This window comes from Nocardia transvalensis, assembly GCF_015477765.1.
Lineage (GTDB): Bacteria > Actinomycetota > Actinomycetes > Mycobacteriales > Mycobacteriaceae > Nocardia > Nocardia transvalensis_A.
Window position 1 is genome coordinate 182,518 of the sequence record NZ_JADLQQ010000009.1, and the last position, 17,244, is coordinate 199,761.

Sequence of the window (17,244 nt, forward strand, 5' to 3'; positions counted from 1 at the left end):
CTCATTGCGATCTAGTGGAAGATCTTGAGTCCCACCACGCCGGCGATGATCAGCAGCAGGCACAGGATGCGCGCCACGCTGGTGGATTCGCCCAGCCAGATCATGCCGACCAGGGCCGTGCCGACCGCGCCGATGCCCACCCACGCCGCATAACCGGTGCCGACCGGGATCTCGCGCAATGCCAAGCCCAGCCCGACCATGCTCAACACGGCCGAGACGGCGAACAGCAGACTCGGAACCAGCCTGCTGAAACCCTCCGACCGCTCCAGCGACACCGCCCAGACGGTCTCCATCAATCCCGAGACGATCAGCAGAATCCAGGCCATGAGCCCACGGTAGGTGACCGTCCGGTCGCTTTCGCCGATCTCCGGGCGGTGTCGGGAACAATGGCGGTGTGGCCGAACTCGTGCTGGTGCGTGGTGACATCACCGAACAGGCGGTGGACGCGGTGGTGAATGCGGCGAATTCGTCGCTGCTCGGGGGTGGGGGAGTCGACGGTGCCATCCATCGCAAGGGCGGGCCGGAGATTGTGCGGCACTGCCGCGAAGTCCGGGCGGCGCAGTACCCGGACGGTTTGCCGACCGGCCGGGCGGTGGCCACGACCGCCGGGAATCTGCCCGCCCGGTGGGTCATCCACACCGTCGGGCCGGTGTGGTCGAAGCGCGAGGACAGGTCGGCGCTGCTGGCCTCCTGCTATCGCGAATCGCTGCGGGTGGCCGACGAATTGGGCGCACGGTCGGTGGCGTTCCCGGCCATCTCCACCGGAATCTACGGCTGGCCGATCGACGACGGCGCCCGCATCGCTGTACAGACCGTTCGGTCGGCCGAGGCGGCGGTCGATGAGATCCGCTTCGTGCTGTTCACCGCCGATGCCTATGACGCCTTTGCGGCCCTGCTGCGCTGAGCTGCGGCGACGCGAACTTGTCGGTGCCCTCTGCAAGGGTGTGCCCGTGGCGACTTCGCATGAACCGTTCTCGATCCGCATTGATGTGCGCGTGTCCGATCTCGATCCGCAACTGCACGTCACCGGTCCCGCGTATCAGCAGTACGCCGACCATGCTCGCTTCGAATGCGTCCAGGCGGCGGGGATTTCGGTCGAGGAGTTGCTGCGGGACGGGTTCGGGCCGGTGAATCTGGAAACCACCATCCGCTATCACCGGGAACTGCGCGCGGGCGACAGCGTCGACGTCACGTGCTCGTGGGTCTGGACCGAAGGCAAGACCTACCGCGTCGAACACACCCTCACCCGAGCCGACGGCGAACTGTCGGCGACGATCGGTTACGTCAGCGGGCTGCTGGACCTGCGCGACCGGAGATTGGTCCGCAACCCCGCGGCGGAATGGGCCCGGCGGGCCTCCGATCCGACCCTGCTGTGCCTGCCCGCGTCGAGGCAAGCACCCCAAGGGGTTTGACCGCCGGGCCGTGTCGATCGGAGATCCGCCCGGCACCCTCGGCTAGACTTCGAACAACTGTTCGCGGACTCGGAGGGGTGCTTTCGTGCGGGTGATGGGCGTCGACCCCGGGCTCACCCGGTGCGGTCTGAGCATTGTCGAGGGCGGGCTCGGTCGGCAGGTGACCGCACTCGACGTGGATGTGGTGCGCACGCCCGCCGATATGGATCTGGCCGAGCGGCTGCTGCGCGTATCCGACGCGGCCGAGCGGTGGATGGATGTCCACAAGCCCGCGGCCGTGGCCATCGAACGGGTCTTCTCCCAGCACAATGTCCGCACCGCCATGGGCACCGCACAGGCCGGTGGGGTCATCGCGCTGGCCGCCGCCCGGCGCGGCATTCCGGTGCACTTCCACACCCCCAGTCAGGTGAAGGCCGCGGTCACCGGAAACGGGTCGGCGGACAAGGCCCAGGTGACGGCCATGGTGACGCGGATCCTAGGCTTGGCGACGGCCCCGAAACCGGCCGACGCCGCCGACGCCCTGGCGCTGGCGATCTGTCACTGCTGGCGGGCGCCCATGCTGGAACGCATGGCCAAGGCCGAGGCCATGGCGGCCGAGCAGCAGCGCAGATATGCCGAAAGACTTGCCCAGCAACGGAAGGCGGTGACCGGGTGATCGCGTCGGTACGCGGTGAGGTGCTCGAGATCGGGCTCGACCACGCGGTGCTGGAGGCCGCGGGCGTCGGGTACCGGCTCAATGCCACACCCTCGACGCTGGCCTCGCTCACCCGCGGCGAAGAGGCGCGGCTCTACACCGCGATGATCGTGCGCGAGGATTCGATGACGCTGTACGGATTCGCCGACACCGAGGCGCGCGAGCTGTTCGGGCTGCTGCAGACCGTCTCCGGGGTCGGGCCGCGGCTGGCGATGGCGGTGCTGGCGGTGCTGGAGCCGGAGGCGCTGCGCAAGGCGTTGGCGGAGAGCAATGTCGCCGCGCTCACCCGGGTGCCCGGCATCGGCAAGCGCGGCGCCGAACGCATGGTGGTGGAGCTGCGCGACAAGGTGAATCTCGTTCCGGTGCAATCGGGTCCGCCCGGTGCGGGCCCGACGCCGATCGTGACGCCGGTGCGCGATCAGGTCATCGAGGCGCTGGTCGGGCTCGGCTTTCCGAGTAAGCAGGCCGAGCCCGCGGTGGACGGCGTGCTGGCCGATCAGCCCGATCTGGACACGTCCAAGGCTCTGCGTGCGGCGCTGGGGCTGCTCGGTAAGAATCGGTAGCGGCCATGACCGACGACTTCGCACCGGATGAGCAATCCCCGGTCTCGCCGAGCTATCTGAAGTCCGACGGCGAGATCGAGGCCAGTCTGCGGCCGAAATCGCTGGACGACTTCATCGGCCAGCCGCGCGTGCGCGAACAGCTGGCGCTGGTGCTGCGCGGTGCCAAACAGCGCGGCGGCACACCGGATCACGTGCTGCTGTCCGGGCCGCCGGGTCTGGGCAAGACCAGTATGGCGATGATCATCGCCGGCGAACTCGGGTCCGCACTGCGGATCACCTCGGGTCCCGCGCTGGAGCGGGCGGGGGACCTGGCCGCGATGCTGAGCAATCTGGTCGAGGGCGATGTGCTGTTCATCGACGAGATCCACCGCATGGCCCGGCCCGCCGAGGAAATGCTGTACCTGGCGATGGAGGACTTCCGGGTCGACGTGGTGGTGGGCAAGGGCCCCGGGGCGACGTCGATTCCGCTGGATATCGCGCCGTTCACCCTCGTCGGTGCGACCACGCGCTCCGGTGCGCTGACCGGTCCGCTGCGCGACCGCTTCGGGTTCACCGGCCACATGGATTTCTACGAACCCGATGAGCTGCAACAGATTCTGGCCCGCTCGGCCCGAATCCTCGGCGTGCGCCTCGAGGCCGATGCGGCCGCCGAGATCGCGAGCCGGTCGCGCGGCACCCCCCGCATCGCCAACCGCCTGCTGCGCCGCGTCCGCGACTACGCCGAGGTCCGCGCCGACGGCCTGGTCACCCTCGCCGTCGCGCAGGCCGCCCTGGCGGTCTACGACGTCGACGGCCTCGGCCTGGACCGCCTCGACCGAGCCGTCCTCGCCGCCCTGGTCCGCAGCTTCGGCGGCGGCCCCGTCGGCGTCTCCACCCTGGCCGTCGCGGTCGGCGAGGAGGCCACCACGGTCGAAGAGGTCTGCGAACCCTTCCTGGTCCGCGCAGGCATGATCGCCCGCACCCCCCGCGGCCGCGTAGCCACCGCCGCCGCCTGGGAACACCTCGGCCTCGTCCCACCCCCCGACCTGGTCTTCGGCTCCATCGAGGTCCGCGGCCGCGAATCCCACCCCACCCTCGACCTTTTCGACTGATTCCGCCCGGAACCTGATACTTCTTTATTCGGAGCAAGTTTCGAGGAGGGGGATCGATGATCCGCAAGTTTGCCGTCCGCGGCCGACCGGCTGTCGACAGGAAGGCCCGGTCGATGGCGACTCGTAAGGCGCTGCGACCACTCACCGAGGCCGGTGCCCGGCAGAAGGCAGAGGATCTCGGCGTGCGTCTCGGGATGTTCGAGGAGCCCGGGGTGCGCATAGGCACTGCTGTTGCCGGAGGAAAGCGGCTGTACGGATCGTACGAAGACCTCCATCTGGACATCTGGGGTCCTCGGCAGGGAAAGACGAGCTGCCGGGCGATCCCGGCGATTCTGGATGCTATCGGGCCGGTGATCGTCACATCGACCAAGCGCGACATCGTCGACGCGACCCGCGATGTGCGGGCGGAGAACGGGGGCAAGGTTTGGGTGTTCGATCCCGACGGGGTGGCGGGCGAGGAACCGACCTGGTTCTGGGACCCGCTCGACTGGACCCGGGGCGAGGAGATCCGGGCCGCCCGTTTGGCCGCCCACTTCGCTGAGGCCGATACCCGCAGCGACGCGCGTGACTTCTTCGAAATCGAGGCCGAGGAGTTGCTTGCGCTACTGTTCCTCGCCGCATCGGTAGGCAGTCGCCCGCTGGCGCAGGTGTGGGAGTGGGTGACCGTACCGGCGAACGCGGAGCCGGTCGAGTTGTTGCGTCGGAGTGGGCGTCACCTTGCCGCATCCGGTCTCGCCATGATGTACAACACGGATCTGCGCCAGCGGGACGGAGTCTTCGGCACCGCGAAGAAGATGGCTCGCTGCCTGCGATTCCGGGCCGCTCATCTCTGGGCCACACCGGACCCCGACCGCCGCAAGTTCCACCCGGAGGACCTCATTGCGGAAAGCGGGACGTTGTACGCCTTGGCGGTCGGAGGCCGAAGCTCGGCGACGCCACTGGTGACTGCACTCCTCGAAACTGTGCTCGACGTCGCGGCGCGGCAGAACACACCGCTCGTCATTCCGACGCTGGCGGTACTGGACGACGCGGCGAATGTGGTGCGGTGGAGGGACTTCCCGCATCGGTGCGGTCGGTACGGCGCTCAGGGTGTGGTCGTCATGACGATACTGCAGTCGTGGGCGCAGGGGGTTCGATGCTGGGGACCGGACGGCATGAATGAGCTGTGGTCGGCCGCGAATATCAAAGTGGTGGGCGGCGGCGTCGACGACATTCCTTTCCTCCGGGATCGCGCGGACGGAATCGGTGGTGCGCTGGGAGTGCCGGAACTGCGGTCGTTGCCACGCGAGCGGGCTGTGCTGTTCGCTTCCGGCGCACCGGCTGTGCTGCTCGCGACCGAACCATGGTGGCAAGGGCCGCACGCCGCCGCGGTGCGGAGGTCGATCGACGCTCACGGACCGGGACCGACGCGCTTGGCGAATCTGTTCGACCTCGCGGGGAAATCGGTCGTCATTCCTGAGAAGTATTCTCAGGCCGAAGCCGAGCCCGAGGAGGCGCCACCATCGTGAGCGATCAGTGGTGAGGTCGTCTCGCGGGTGACTTCCTCGGCCTCGAGGGTGCGCACGACTACATCGAGGAAGGAGTCCACTTCCTCGATGTGGTAGGCGGCGGAACCGGCGTGGGCCAGGCCGAAGTTGACGGTGCGGACGTCTTCGGCGGTAAGGCCGTTGGGGCCGATGTGGGCGAGGGTGGCGATGACTCGGTCGAGGAAGACGTCGACCTCGTCGGCGGCGTAGCCGGCGTGGTCGTGGGGTGGGGCCGAGAAGCGCAGGCGCTGGACGTCTTCGGGGGTGAGCAGGGGTTCGCCGGTGGGGTGGGGCCTGTCGCCGCGGCGGGCGAATTCGAGTTCCACGCAGGCGCGGTCGAGGAAGTCGTCGACCTGGTCGCGGTCGTAGCCGCGGTGGCCGAATGCGGCTGTCGCGAATTCGTGGCCACGGATCTCGGCGGCGGTCAGCGAGCCCCGGCCCAGGAATGCGTCGGCGATGCGGGCGCAGAAGGCATCCACCTCGGCGGTGTCGTATCCGCGGTGCCCGATCGGCGCCTTACCGAAGCGGATCCGCCGCACATCGTCGGAAGTCACCCGTCCATTCTCCCGGCCCGGACGCGTGGTTTGTCACCCGGGTCACGCTCTTCCGGCCGGAATCACTCCTTGCGGACGCCGTCGATCAGGAGTCGGCGGATCGCGCGGGACAGCTCGGTCACGGCCGTCTCGTCCGGTTCGCGCAGTCCGTGCAGAATCGCGCCCAAAATCATGCCGGTCACGGCCTTGGCGGTGTTGGTGGTGTCCAGGTCGGCCCGCAGATAGCCCAGTTCCACCCCGTGGTCCAGATAGCCCGCGGTGAGCGCGTCGGCCGTGTCGAGCAGCCCGTACAACCGCTGGGTCAGCTCGGTATCGATGCCCGTCGCCTGGAACAGCAGCAGCTGCGCCACTCGCCGATCCTCCAGGAAGATCCGGTTCAGCGCGCCCGCGATGCGGTCGACCTGCTCGCGGTATTCGGCCAGGCTGGTGGCCGCATCGGGCGCGTTCTCGGTGCCCAGCGAGTCGATGATCCGTGCGGCCAGATCGTCGATGACATGGTCGATGATGTCGCGCTTATTGGCGAAATAGCGGTAGAACGTGCCGTGCCCGATCCCCAACTTCGCCGCGATATCCGCGATACCCGTTGCGTGGTAACCCTTTTCGGCAAAGCAGGCGAATGCCGTGTCGATGATCTCCTGCCGGAGCTCGGCCTTGCGGCGCTCGAGATGTGTGGATGGCTTCGGCACGGACTCGATGATACGTTGTTCCGGAACGGAATGATGTGTCATTCTGTATCAGGTACTTTAGGTAACAGGAGGTTCGTCGTGGCACCTCAGTACGACGCCATCGTGGTCGGGGCCGGATTCGGCGGGATGGGTGCGGGCATCCAGCTCGACCGGCTCGGACTGGGCAACTTCGTGATCCTCGAGCGTGAGGACGATCTCGGCGGCACCTGGCACGTGAACCGCTACCCGGGCCTGGCCGTGGACATCGCCTCGGTCACCTACTCGTACTCGTTCGAGCCGAATCCGCACTGGTCGCGCCTGTTCGCCCCGGGCGTCGAGCTCAAGAAATACGCCGAGCACGTGGCCGACAAGTACGACCTGCGCCGGCGCATGCGGTTCAACCAGGTCGTCGGCGGCGCCCGCTGGGACGAGGAGAACCAGCAGTGGATCGTCTCGGTCGAGGGCGGCGACACCCTCACCGCGCGCTATCTGCTCGCCGCGACCGGCTTCCTGTCCCAGCCCTACACCCCGCCCTTCCCGGGCATCGACAGCTTCGCCGGCAAGATCATCCACACCACCGCCTGGGACGACGACTACGATCTGACCGGCCGCAAGGCCGCGATCATCGGCACCGGCGCCACCGCGGTGCAGCTGGTGCCGGAGGTGGCCAGGAAGGCGGCCGCGCTCACGGTGTTCCAGCGGACCCCGATCTGGGTGGTGCCCAAGGTCGACACCCCCATCCCGCGTCCGGTGCAGGAGCTGTTCGCGCGGGTGCCGCTGACCCAGAAGGCCGCCAGGCTGGTCAATACCGGCGCGCTGGAGCTGCTCATGGTGGTCGGCGTGCTGCACTACAAGCAGGCCAAGCTCGGTAACAAGGGCGCGGCGCTGCTGGCCAAGGCCCACCTGCGCGCCCAGGTGCGCGACAAGGAGACCCGCCGCAAGCTGACCCCGGACTACGACTTCGGCTGCAAGCGGCCCACCTTCTCCAATACCTACTTCAAGACCTTCAACCAGCCGCACGTCCGGCTCGAGACCAACTCCATCGACCACGTCGAATCCGACGGCATCGTGACCGCCGACGGCCACAAGACCGAGATCGACACCCTGATCCTGGCCACCGGATTCAATCTCTGGGACGTCAACTTCCCGGCCATCGAGATCATCGGCCGCGACGGGGTGAATCTCGGAAAGTTCTGGCGCGACAACCGCTTCCAGGCCTACGAGGGCATCACGGTGCCGAAGTTCCCGAACTTCCTGAGCCTCAACAGCCCCTACTCCTACAGCGGCCTGTCCTACTTCACCACCATCGAGGCGCAGATGAAGCATATGGCCCGGTTGTTCGGTGAGATGTTCCGCCGCGGCGAACAGGTCTTCGAGGTGACCGAGCAGGCCAATGCCCGCTTCCTCGACCACGTCACCCACAAACTGGGCTCGTCGGTCTTCTACGGCGGCCAGTGTGCCACCGCCCGCAGCTACTACTTCAACCAGCACGGCGAGGCCGCCCTGCTGCGCCCCAACAGCACCGTGACCACCCATCGCGAGGCGGTTCGCTTCCCGTTGGAGGATTACACCTACGGCGCCGCTTGAGAACGTCGTGCCGGTTGTGGGTGCGGATGTGGCGGTATGGCGTGAGGCTGGCAGACTGTGGGGGTAACCACTCACCCTCACCCACAGACTAGGGACCGACGACGACGATGGAACTGCTGCTTCCGCTGCTGCTGGTAGCCCTGCTCGTGCCGATGTTTCTTGGTGTCCGCCGTCAGAAGCGGGAGGCGGAGAAGGTGGCCGCCATGCAGGAGAGCCTGAAGATCGGTGACCGGGTCACCACCACCTCCGGGCTCTACGGCACCGTGGTCGAGGTGGACGAGACCACCGTCGATCTCGAGATCGCCGAGGATGTCGTCACCACCTGGCTGCGCGCCGCCATCCGCGACGTGCGCGCCGAGGACGCCACCGAGGCCGCCGACGCGACCGAGACGACCGCCGCCACCACCTCCACCGAGGCCGCGACCGACACCGCCGCGCCCGCCGAAAAGCGTCCGGCGGCCGAGGAATCGGTCGAGGACACCAACTCTCGGCTGACCAAGGAGTGATCCGTCCGCGCCATCACACCGCCGCACCCGGCGGTGTGATGGCGCTGTAGCGTGTGCGCACGTTACCCCTCGACATCGCCTAGGAGACAACGACCGTGCCACCTTCCCAGGGAACGGGGCATCCGCTGCGGCTGCTCGGCGCCTATGCCGCGCTGCTGGCGGTGATCTTTGCGTTGGTGTTCTTCACCGCCGACAAGTCCGCGAAACCCAAACTCGGCATCGATTTGCAGGGTGGCACCCGGGTGACGCTGACCGCGCGCACCCCGGACGGCAACAAGCCGAGTAAGGACAGCCTCGATCAGGCACAGCAGATCATCGAGTCCCGGGTGAACGGTCTCGGTGTGGCCGGTTCCGAGGTTCGCATCGACGGTGACAATCTGGTCATCACGGTGCCCGGCGGGGACAGCCAGCAGGCCAAGTCGCTGGCCACCACCGCCAAGCTCTACATCCGTCCGGTGCTGAACGCCGGTCAGCCGACGGGCCCGGGCGGCGCACCGCAGCCGGGCCAGCAGCCACCGGCCGACCAGACGACTCCGCCCCCCGCGGGCGGCCCCGGGCCGGGCGAGCCCGCGCCCGCCCCGAATCCGCCGCCCGAGCAGAATCCTCCGGCCGCATCCGGTGCCGCCGAACAGAATCGGGTGTACCCCGCCCAGGCGCCCACGCCGGAGAACCCCACGGACGCTCCCGTGCCCCCGACTTCCCCTGCGCCCCAGCCGGAGTCGAATCTGACCCCGGAGCAGCAGACGCAGAAGGAGATCGCCGAGGCCAAGGCGCTGCGGCAGAGCACCGACCCGCAGACCCAGCAGCTGGCGATGTCCACGCTGGACTGCAGCAAGCCGGATCCGTTGGCGGGCAACGACGACCCGAACCTGCCGCTGGTGACCTGCTCCACCGACGGCACCGAGGTGTTCCTGCTGGACAAGAGCCGCATCGACGGGCAGGACATCAAATCCGCCGACTCGTTCTTCGACTCGCAGCGGTCGATGTGGGTGGTGAATCTGGAGTTCAAGAACTCCGAACCGTGGGCTCAGCTGACCCAGGAGTACTACCAGAAGCGCGTCGCCTTCGCGCTGGACACGAGGGTGGTCAGCGCTCCGCAGGTGCAGGACGCCCGTCAGGTCGACGGGCGCACGTCGATCTCCGGCAACTTCAACTCCAAGACCGCCAAAGAGCTGGCCAACCAGCTGAAGTACGGTTCGCTGCCGCTGTCGTTCTCCACCTCCGAGGCCGAGACCGTCTCGGCCACCCTGGGCCTGTCCTCGCTGCGCGCCGGTCTGATCGCCGGTGCCGTCGGTCTGGTGGCGGTGCTGCTGTACTGCCTGCTCTACTATCGGATGCTCGGCTTCCTCGCCGGATTCTCGCTGATCGCATCCGGTTTCGCGGTGTACGGCATCATCGTGCTGCTGGGCAGATGGATCAATTTCACGCTGGACCTGGCCGGTATCGCCGGTCTGATCATCGGTATCGGTATGACCGCGGACTCGTTCGTGGTGTTCTTCGAACGCATCAAGGACGAGATGCGCGAGGGCCGCAGCTTCCGCTCCGCGGTGCCGCGCGGCTGGGCGCGCGCACAGCGCACCAACCTGTCGGGTAAGACGGTCAGCCTGATCGCCTCGGCGGTGCTGTACATGCTCGCCGCCGGACAGGTGCGGGGCTTCGCGTTCACGCTGGGCCTGACCACCGTGCTCGACGTGATCGTGCTGTACCTGGTCACTTCGCCGCTGATGATGATGGCCTCGCGCTCCCCGTTCTGGGCCAAGCCTTCGGTCAACGGGCTCGGTGCGGTGCAACAGCTGGCCCGTGAACGCAAAGCCGCCGCGGGCGTGCTGGTGAAGGAGGCATCGCGATGAGCAATTCCAGCTCCGTCCTCGAACCGGTCGACGAGCCGATCGACAACACTCCCAAGCACAGTTTCTTCGAGCGTCTCTACACCGGCACCGGTGGTTTCCAGATCGTCGGCCGCCGTCGGCTGTACTACGCGCTCAGCGCCGCGCTGGTGATCATCGCGCTGCTCAGCATCGGATTCAAGGGGTTCACACTCGGCATCGACTTCGCCGGTGGCACCCGGATCCAGCTGCCCGCCACCGCCGAGATGAGCGCCACGGCGGTCTCCGACGCCTACGCCAAGGCGCTGGGGCACGGCCCGGTTTCGGTGCAGAAGGTGGGTTCGGGCGCGGCGTCGTCCTACGAGGTCCGTTCGGACACCTTGACGCCCGAGCAGCAGAACAAGGTGCAGAACGCGCTGTTCGACGCCTTCCATCCGAAGGATTCCTCCGGCGCGGTCAACCGCAACACGATCAGCATCGCGGAGATCAGCGAGACCTGGGGCGGGCAGATCACCCGCAAGGCGCTGCTCGCGCTGGTGGTGTTCGTGGCGCTGACGATGGTCTACATCGCGATCCGATTCGAGCGCGACATGTCCATCGCATCGATCGCCTCGCTGTTCTTCAACCTGATCGTCACCGCGGGCGTCTACTCGATCGTCGGATTCGAGGTCACGCCCGCCGCGGTCATCGGATTGCTGACCGTCCTCGGTTACGTGCTCTACGACAACGTCGTGGTGTTCGACAAGGTGGAGGAGAACACCCGCGGCGTGCTGCATCTGAGCCGCCGCACCTACGGTGAGCAGGCCAATCTGGCCGCCAACCAGACCCTGATGCGGTCGATCAACACCACGGTCATCGGCATCCTGCCGATCATCGGCATGCTGGTGATCGCGGTGTGGCTGCTGGGTGTCGGCACGCTGAAGGACCTGGCGCTGGTGCAGTTGGTCGGCATGGTCGTCGGTGCCTACTCGTCGATCTTCTTCGCGGTACCGCTGCTGGTGACGATCAAGGAGCGCTTCGGCCCGGTGTCGGCGCACACCAAGCGGGTGCTCGCCAAGCGGTCCACCGCGACGCAGGCGCGGATGCGGGAGGCCGCGGCCGAGCGGGCCGGGGCCATCAGCGGGCCGGTGCGCCCGCGCGAAACCCCTGCCAGTGCACCCAGACCCGGTGCCCGACCGAGCGGAAAACGGCACAAGAGAAGGCGCTGAGCATGCATCGGACCCGGCTCGCGCGGCGGCTGGCCGCGGCCCTGACCGCGAGCGCGCTGACCCTCGGCGCGCTCGCAGGGTGTTCCAGCAAGAATCAGGTGCCCTCCATCGGATATGCGGTCGACGCGGTGCCGGTCAGCTACAACGGCGGCAGCACGCTCGGCGCGAACGGCGGTGCGGCGGCGGTGTTCTCGCGGGTGCTGACCGGTTTCTTCTACACCGGGCCCGATGGGCAGCCGGTCGCCGACACCGACTTCGGCACCGCCAAGGAGGTGCCGGGGGAGGCACAGACCATTCAGTACCGGCTCAATCCGGACGGCAAATACTCCGACGGGGTGGCCACCTCCTGCGACGATCTGGTCCTGGAGTGGGCCGCGCGCAGCGGCCGGTTCAAGCAGTTCGACGCAGCCTCGACCACCGGCTACTCCGATATCGAGAAGGTGGAGTGCCAGTCCGGCTCCAAGGACGCCACCGTGGTGTTCCGCCCCGGCCGGCACTTCCTGGCATGGAAAACGCTGTTCAATGCCGCCGATCTGATGCCCGCGCACGTGGCGGCGCAGGCGGCCGGGGTCCCGAACGTGGTCGCGGCGGTGCAGTCCGGCGATGTGGCGGCGCTGGACCGGCTGGCACAGTTCTGGAACACCGGGTGGACGCTGAAGCCGGGTGACATCGACACCAAGCTGCTGCCGTCCTCGGGGCCCTATCGCATCGAATCGTTCAGCGACAGCGACGGTCTGGTGCTGGTGAAGAACGAGAAGTGGTGGGGGGTTCCGGCCCGCACGCCGCGGATCGTGGTGTGGCCCAAGAACGCCGATCTGAAGCAGAAGATCTCCGACAATGCGGTCGGGGTGGTCGACATCGGCGCCGGGTCGGTGAAGGACCTGGGTCTCGGCGGCTTCTCGGTCGACCAGGTGCCCGGCCGGGGTGCCGAGCAGCTGGTGCTGGCCACGGCGGGGGTCTTCGGCTCACCCGACGCGCGGCGCGCGTTCGCGCTGTGCGTGCCGCGGCAGGCGCTGTTCGACAAGCTCGGCCATCCGGGTTTCGACAGCAAATCCGGCCTGGGCTCCGGTCCGCTGAATTCCCGGACGGTGCAGGCGGATTCGCCGTACTACTCGGCCATCACCGGTCCGGCCGACAAGTATCGCGGCGATGCCGTCCAGCCGGGCGCGGCGAACCTCACGGTGCGCATCGGCTATCGCAAACCCGACGATCGGCGCACCCAGACCGTGCAGATGATCGCCGACTCCTGCAAGACCGCCGGTATCACCGTCGTCGACGCCGGTGCCACCGATTTCGCTCCCACCCAGCTCGCCGAGGGCAAGGTCGATGCGGTGCTCGGCAGCACCGCCGCCGCACCCGGCCCGGCCGGATCGCTGCCCGGCGGCGAGGCCACCGCCGCGCTGCACACCGGGCAGGGCCTGAATTTCGGCCGTTACGGCAACGGGCGTTACGATGCGATCGCGGATCAGCTTGCGGCGGATGATAATTCGACCACGGTGCTGAATCTCGACACCGAGGCGGAGAATCTGCTGTGGTCCGACATGCCGACGATTCCGCTGTTCAATACGCCCCGCACCATCGCATTCGGCGAGGGCATGGAGAACGGAATCGCGAACCCCACCAAGGCCGGTGCGGGTTGGAACATGGATCGCTGGGTGTTGCAGCGGTGAGCGAGCGTGCGAGCGTCCCGCGGGCGCGAGATGAGGGAGTGGGTGTAGATGAGTAAGCATGGAATGGTGGAGACCGAGGAGTCAGCAGGGGAGCGGATCGCGCGGGCGGCGGATGCGGTCGGGCGTTTGACCCGCTGGCACGACGACTTCCCCAGCCCCGGCGTGCGTTTCGCGGACCTGACACCGGTCTTCGCCGACGCCGAGGGATTCCACGCCGTCATCGACTGCCTGGGTTCGTGCGCATCGGATGTCGATCTGGTCGCGGGCGTCGACGCCCGCGGCTTCCTGCTCGGTGCCGGTGTGGCGGCCGCGCTGGGCACCGGCGTGGTGGCCGTGCGCAAGGCGGGCAAACTGCCGCCGCCGGTGCTGTCGCGGGAATACACCCTCGAATACGGTTCGGCCGCCCTGGAAATCCCCGCCGACGGTGTCGAGCTGTCCGGGCGCCGCGTACTGCTGCTGGACGACGTCCTGGCCACCGGCGGCACGCTGGCCGCGGCCGCGGAGCTGTTCATCTCCGCCGGCGCCGAGGTGGCCGCCGCCGCGGTGGTGCTCGAACTGAGTTTCCTGGGCGGGCGGGAGCGGCAGGGCGACTACCCGCTGACCTCGATCGTCCGGCTCTAGATCGCCGCGAGCCGGTTGTGGCCGGCGCGCCGGCTCACTAAGCTCGGCCGCGTCATGACCCGACCACACAGCACTCGGCTGACCGCCGTCCTCGTCGGCGGCGTGGGCGTCCTGTTCGCCGTGGGCGCCGCGACCGCGTCCGCGTCCCCCTCGGCCGCCCTGCGCGGCGGTGCCACCATCACCGCGCATGTCTCGGGTCAGAAATCGGGCGAGGTGTGCCGCATCGTGGCCGCGGGCGTCGATATGCCCTGGCGGCCGGTCGGTTCCGGCGGCACGGTCGATCTCGACACCGGGCCGGTGCGCGCCGGCCGGCACGCGGCCCGTGTGGTGTGCGAGGATGCGCGCATCGGAGACGCGTCGGCACACGCGGTCGGCAAGCAGGACGAGGTGTTCACCGGGCATTGGGCGCCGGCCTTCGAATTCCTCCATCACCACCGCGTGGAAGTTCTCGCTCCGCGCGATCGCTCCGGTCCCTAGAACCGGGCGACGAGCCGGGCGATGATTCCGGTCACCACCAACCAGAACACCGCTGCCAGACCGTAATTGATGATGATGTCGAGGTTGCGGGTGCCGGTGTTGAACAGGCCGGGGAAGAACAGCGCCAGCGGTTCGGCCAGCCCCTTGATGAAGGTGAAGAATCTGTTGTCCGGATTCGCGTTGAACACCAGCATCAGGATGTAGATGCCCTCGATGAGCGCGAAGATTCCGCCGATGGTGCTGATGATCGCCGCAGCGGTGGTGCCGGGACCCGCGCTGCGATACGTTCGGTATCTGTACATGTGACAGTCGTGCCCGCTTTCGCTCGGCCGAAACGGGCACGCCGGCTACGTCTACCGGGCTCGACGCGGCGTAGATCGAACTCAGCCCGCGGTTTCCGCGTACTTGCCCAACTCACTGGCCTGTAAAGCAGCATTGTCGTTGACACCGATGACGTAGCCGCGTGAAGAGAGCACTGCTCTTGACAAGGGTGCGTGGCCAAGGCAGACTGTGCTCACAACAGAGAGCGTTGCTCTCAAAAGTGAGGAGTAGTCATTATGAGCGCCACCCGCTACATCGCGCCGGCTGGGATCGATCCGATCATGAACAGGGTTTTCAACCTGCTGCCCAAGGTGGGGATCAGTCTGCTGGGGTCGCGCTTGCTGGCGGTGCGGGGGCGCAAGTCGGGGGAGTGGCGGACCACGATGGTGAATCTGCTCGTCGATGAGAACGGGGATCGGTACCTGGTGGCGCCGCGCGGACATACGCAGTGGGTGCGCAATATTCGGGCCGCCGGGGGCGGGGAGTTGCGGCTCGGGCGCAAGGTGGAGCCGATCGTGGTGGGGGAGGTGGCCGATGCCGACAAGGTGCCGGTGCTGCGGCTGTACCTGCAGAAGTGGGGGTGGGAGGTCGGGCGGTTCTTCGAGGGCGTCACCAAGGACGCCGATGATGCCGAGCTGGCCGCGATCGCGCCCGGCTTTCCGGTGTTCCGGATCGCCTGAGTCGGAATAACCGCTTGCGGGAACCCGTTGTGTCGTCTAACTTGTACGAGTCTTGTTCCCGTTGATCGGAGTCGTGCCGTTGCTCTTCTGAGGTAGCCCCGAGTGGCCCGCAATCGCGCGCCGTATCCCTCGCCACCTCCAGGAGCACGCACATGTCTATTACTGTCACTTTTTCCGATCTCACCTTCGCCTGGCCCGACGGCACCCCGGTGTTCGAGGGGCTCGATGCCGTGCTCGGACCGGGACATGTGGGCCTGGTCGGCACGAACGGCGCCGGGAAATCCACGCTGTTGCGGCTGATCACCGGCGAGCTGCTTCCGGCTCGCGGATCGATCACCGTTCCCGGTCGGCTGGGTTATCTGCGGCAGGACCTCGGTCTGGCCGCGGGGCAGCGGGTGGACGCCGTGCTCGGCATTGCCGAGGTGCGAAAGGCGTTGCACCGCATCGAATCCGGCGAAGGAACCGAGACGGACTTCGATATCGTCGGCACCCGCTGGGATGTCGAGGAACATGCCGTCGCACTGCTCGGCAAGCTCGGACTGCAGTATCTGGCGGACGATGTGGCACAGCTGGATCGGCGTCTGGAGACGCTGTCCGGCGGGGAGACGGTCCTGCTCGGCCTGGTGGCCGAGCTGCTGCGCGAACCCGATGTGCTGCTGCTCGACGAGCCGACCAACAACCTGGATGCGGTGGCGCGCGGGCGTCTCTACGAGGTCGTCGGCCAGTTCCCCGGCACCGTGCTGACCGTCAGCCACGATCGGGAACTGCTGCGGCTCGTCGACTCCGTCGCGGAGCTGCGGCAGGGCGAAATCCGGTTGTTCGGCGGCAATTTCGAGACCTACGAGGGCATCGTGGCCGCCGAGCAGGAGGCCGCGCGGGCCGCGATCCGCGAGGCCCGCAGCGATGTCCGTAAGCAGGCTCGCGAATTGGTCGAGGCGCGCATCAAACTCGACCGGCGCAAGCGGTACGGGCAGAAGATGTGGGACACCAAGCGGGAGCCGAAAATCGTGATGGCCGAACGGAAACGGCAGGCGCAGGTGTCGGCGGGCAAGCTGCGCAACAATCACATCGCGAAGGTGGAGGAGGCCAAGGAACATCTCGCTCAGGCGCAGGAACTGCTGCGCGACGATCGGGAGATCCGCGTCGAATTGCCCGGCACCAGGCTCTATCCCGGGCAGGACGTGATCGAGCTGACCGAGGTGCGGTTGGCCAACGGACCGGTGGTCTCGATGAAGGTGGCCGGTCCGGAACGGATCGCGCTCACCGGTCGCAACGGCGCGGGCAAGACCACGCTGTTGCGCCGCATCGTCGCCGAACCGCCGAAGGTGCCGTGGCGGCTGCTGCCACAGCGGCTGGACATCTTCGACGAGGAGCGCTCGGTGTTCGACAACGTCTCGGCGGCGACACCGCACGCCTCGGCCGAACAGGTGCGCGCTCAGCTGGCGCGGTTCCTGTTCCGCGGTGCCGATGCCGATATGACCGCGGGTGCGTTGTCCGGTGGGGAGCGGCTGCGCGCGGCGCTGGCGATGCTGTTGCTGGCCGACCCCGCGCCGAAACTGCTGCTGCTCGACGAACCGACCAACAACCTCGATCTGCCCAGCCTGCGTCACCTCACCGAGGCCCTGGCCTCCTTCGAAGGTGCGCTGATCGTGGTCAGCCACGATCCGCGTTTCCTCGACGACATCGGGGTGACCAGGCGGCTCGAGCTCACCGCCGACGGGCTGGTCGAGGACACGCCGGGGTAGCCGCCACCCTGTGCCGCGGAGCTGGACGTCAATCCAGCTCCGCGGCAAGCTTTTTCGGTGGGCAGAGCTCTCGCAGCCGCGTCAACGGATCCATGGCC

19 protein-coding genes are annotated in these 17,244 nt (G+C 67.7%); 15 read left to right on the forward strand and 4 right to left on the reverse strand.

Translation table 11 applies throughout. The features are described 5' to 3' along the window. Positions 1-11: 11 nt before the first annotated feature. Complete coding sequence (locus IU452_RS26420; RefSeq protein WP_195111878.1) at positions 12-326, reverse strand: DMT family transporter; 315 nt, start codon at positions 324-326, stop codon at positions 12-14. Between the two features lie 68 nt (positions 327-394). Here IU452_RS26420 and IU452_RS26425 point away from each other — a divergent pair, with 68 nt between their 5' ends. The 6 genes from IU452_RS26425 (at position 395) to IU452_RS26450 (ending at position 5,268) form a co-directional block, all read left to right on the forward strand. After that, the gene (locus IU452_RS26425) at positions 395-904 is read left to right on the forward strand and encodes an O-acetyl-ADP-ribose deacetylase (RefSeq protein ID WP_195111879.1); all 510 of its coding nucleotides are present in this window, start codon (positions 395-397) and stop codon (positions 902-904) included. 46 nt (positions 905-950) lie between these two features. Beyond that, entirely contained in the window at positions 951-1,412 is a 462-nt protein-coding gene (locus IU452_RS26430) for an acyl-CoA thioesterase (RefSeq protein WP_324192831.1), read from the forward strand. A gap of 85 nt (positions 1,413-1,497) precedes the next feature. Then, positions 1,498-2,067, forward strand: coding sequence for a crossover junction endodeoxyribonuclease RuvC (ruvC, locus tag IU452_RS26435; protein ID WP_195111881.1), 570 nt, complete (start codon positions 1,498-1,500; stop codon positions 2,065-2,067). Next, positions 2,064-2,669, forward strand: coding sequence for a Holliday junction branch migration protein RuvA (gene ruvA, locus IU452_RS26440; protein WP_195111882.1), 606 nt, complete (start codon positions 2,064-2,066; stop codon positions 2,667-2,669). The genes ruvC and ruvA overlap by 4 nt, the downstream gene beginning before the upstream one ends. 5 nt (positions 2,670-2,674) lie before the next feature. Then, positions 2,675-3,760: a Holliday junction branch migration DNA helicase RuvB gene (ruvB, locus tag IU452_RS26445; RefSeq protein WP_195111883.1), complete on the forward strand. Its 1,086-nt coding sequence runs from the start codon at positions 2,675-2,677 to the stop codon at positions 3,758-3,760. Positions 3,761-3,816: 56 nt separating this feature from the next. Continuing rightward, on the forward strand, positions 3,817-5,268 hold the full coding sequence (locus IU452_RS26450; RefSeq protein ID WP_195111884.1) for a type IV secretory system conjugative DNA transfer family protein: 1,452 nt from the start codon (positions 3,817-3,819) through the stop codon (positions 5,266-5,268). Here IU452_RS26450 and IU452_RS26455 read toward each other — a convergent pair. Further along, a complete protein-coding gene (locus tag IU452_RS26455; protein ID WP_195111885.1) occupies positions 5,229-5,840 on the reverse strand; it encodes a DivIVA domain-containing protein in 612 nt (203 codons plus the stop codon). The genes IU452_RS26450 and IU452_RS26455 overlap by 40 nt on opposite strands. A 62-nt stretch (positions 5,841-5,902) precedes the next feature. Further along, complete coding sequence (locus IU452_RS26460; RefSeq protein ID WP_416382374.1) at positions 5,903-6,535, reverse strand: TetR/AcrR family transcriptional regulator; 633 nt, start codon at positions 6,533-6,535, stop codon at positions 5,903-5,905. Between the two features lie 69 nt (positions 6,536-6,604). Here IU452_RS26460 and IU452_RS26465 point away from each other — a divergent pair, with 69 nt between their 5' ends. The 7 genes from IU452_RS26465 to IU452_RS26495 all read left to right on the forward strand — a co-directional run bounded on the left by IU452_RS26465 (position 6,605) and on the right by IU452_RS26495 (position 14,400). Continuing rightward, on the forward strand, positions 6,605-8,092 hold the full coding sequence (locus tag IU452_RS26465) for a flavin-containing monooxygenase (protein WP_195111887.1): 1,488 nt from the start codon (positions 6,605-6,607) through the stop codon (positions 8,090-8,092). A 107-nt stretch (positions 8,093-8,199) separates the two neighbouring features. Beyond that, complete coding sequence (gene yajC / locus IU452_RS26470) at positions 8,200-8,598, forward strand: preprotein translocase subunit YajC (RefSeq protein WP_195111888.1); 399 nt, start codon at positions 8,200-8,202, stop codon at positions 8,596-8,598. 95 nt (positions 8,599-8,693) lie between these two features. Next, a complete protein-coding gene (gene secD / locus IU452_RS26475; RefSeq protein ID WP_195111889.1) occupies positions 8,694-10,448 on the forward strand; it encodes a protein translocase subunit SecD in 1,755 nt (584 codons plus the stop codon). Then, on the forward strand, positions 10,445-11,632 hold the full coding sequence (gene secF / locus IU452_RS26480) for a protein translocase subunit SecF (RefSeq protein WP_195111890.1): 1,188 nt from the start codon (positions 10,445-10,447) through the stop codon (positions 11,630-11,632). Before secD ends, secF begins: the two co-directional genes overlap by 4 nt. A gap of 2 nt (positions 11,633-11,634) precedes the next feature. Next, a complete protein-coding gene (locus IU452_RS26485) occupies positions 11,635-13,302 on the forward strand; it encodes an ABC transporter substrate-binding protein (RefSeq protein WP_195111891.1) in 1,668 nt (555 codons plus the stop codon). 48 nt (positions 13,303-13,350) lie between these two features. Continuing rightward, positions 13,351-13,923: an adenine phosphoribosyltransferase gene (locus IU452_RS26490; protein WP_195111892.1), complete on the forward strand. Its 573-nt coding sequence runs from the start codon at positions 13,351-13,353 to the stop codon at positions 13,921-13,923. A 54-nt stretch (positions 13,924-13,977) separates the two neighbouring features. Next, positions 13,978-14,400 (forward strand): hypothetical protein, encoded by a 423-nt coding sequence (locus tag IU452_RS26495; RefSeq protein WP_195111893.1) that lies wholly within the window; start codon positions 13,978-13,980, stop codon positions 14,398-14,400. On the opposite strand, the gene IU452_RS26500 is transcribed toward IU452_RS26495, so the two are convergent. Next, the gene (locus IU452_RS26500) at positions 14,397-14,702 is read right to left on the reverse strand and encodes a hypothetical protein (RefSeq protein WP_195111894.1); all 306 of its coding nucleotides are present in this window, start codon (positions 14,700-14,702) and stop codon (positions 14,397-14,399) included. The two genes, IU452_RS26495 and IU452_RS26500, sit on opposite strands and share 4 nt — an antisense overlap. Positions 14,703-14,957: 255 nt before the next feature. Between IU452_RS26500 and IU452_RS26505 the strand changes: the two genes are divergently transcribed. Continuing rightward, positions 14,958-15,401 (forward strand): nitroreductase/quinone reductase family protein, encoded by a 444-nt coding sequence (locus IU452_RS26505; RefSeq protein WP_195111895.1) that lies wholly within the window; start codon positions 14,958-14,960, stop codon positions 15,399-15,401. A gap of 152 nt (positions 15,402-15,553) precedes the next feature. Further along, positions 15,554-17,146 (forward strand): ABC-F family ATP-binding cassette domain-containing protein, encoded by a 1,593-nt coding sequence (locus IU452_RS26510; RefSeq protein ID WP_195111896.1) that lies wholly within the window; start codon positions 15,554-15,556, stop codon positions 17,144-17,146. Positions 17,147-17,244: the final 98 nt, after the last annotated feature.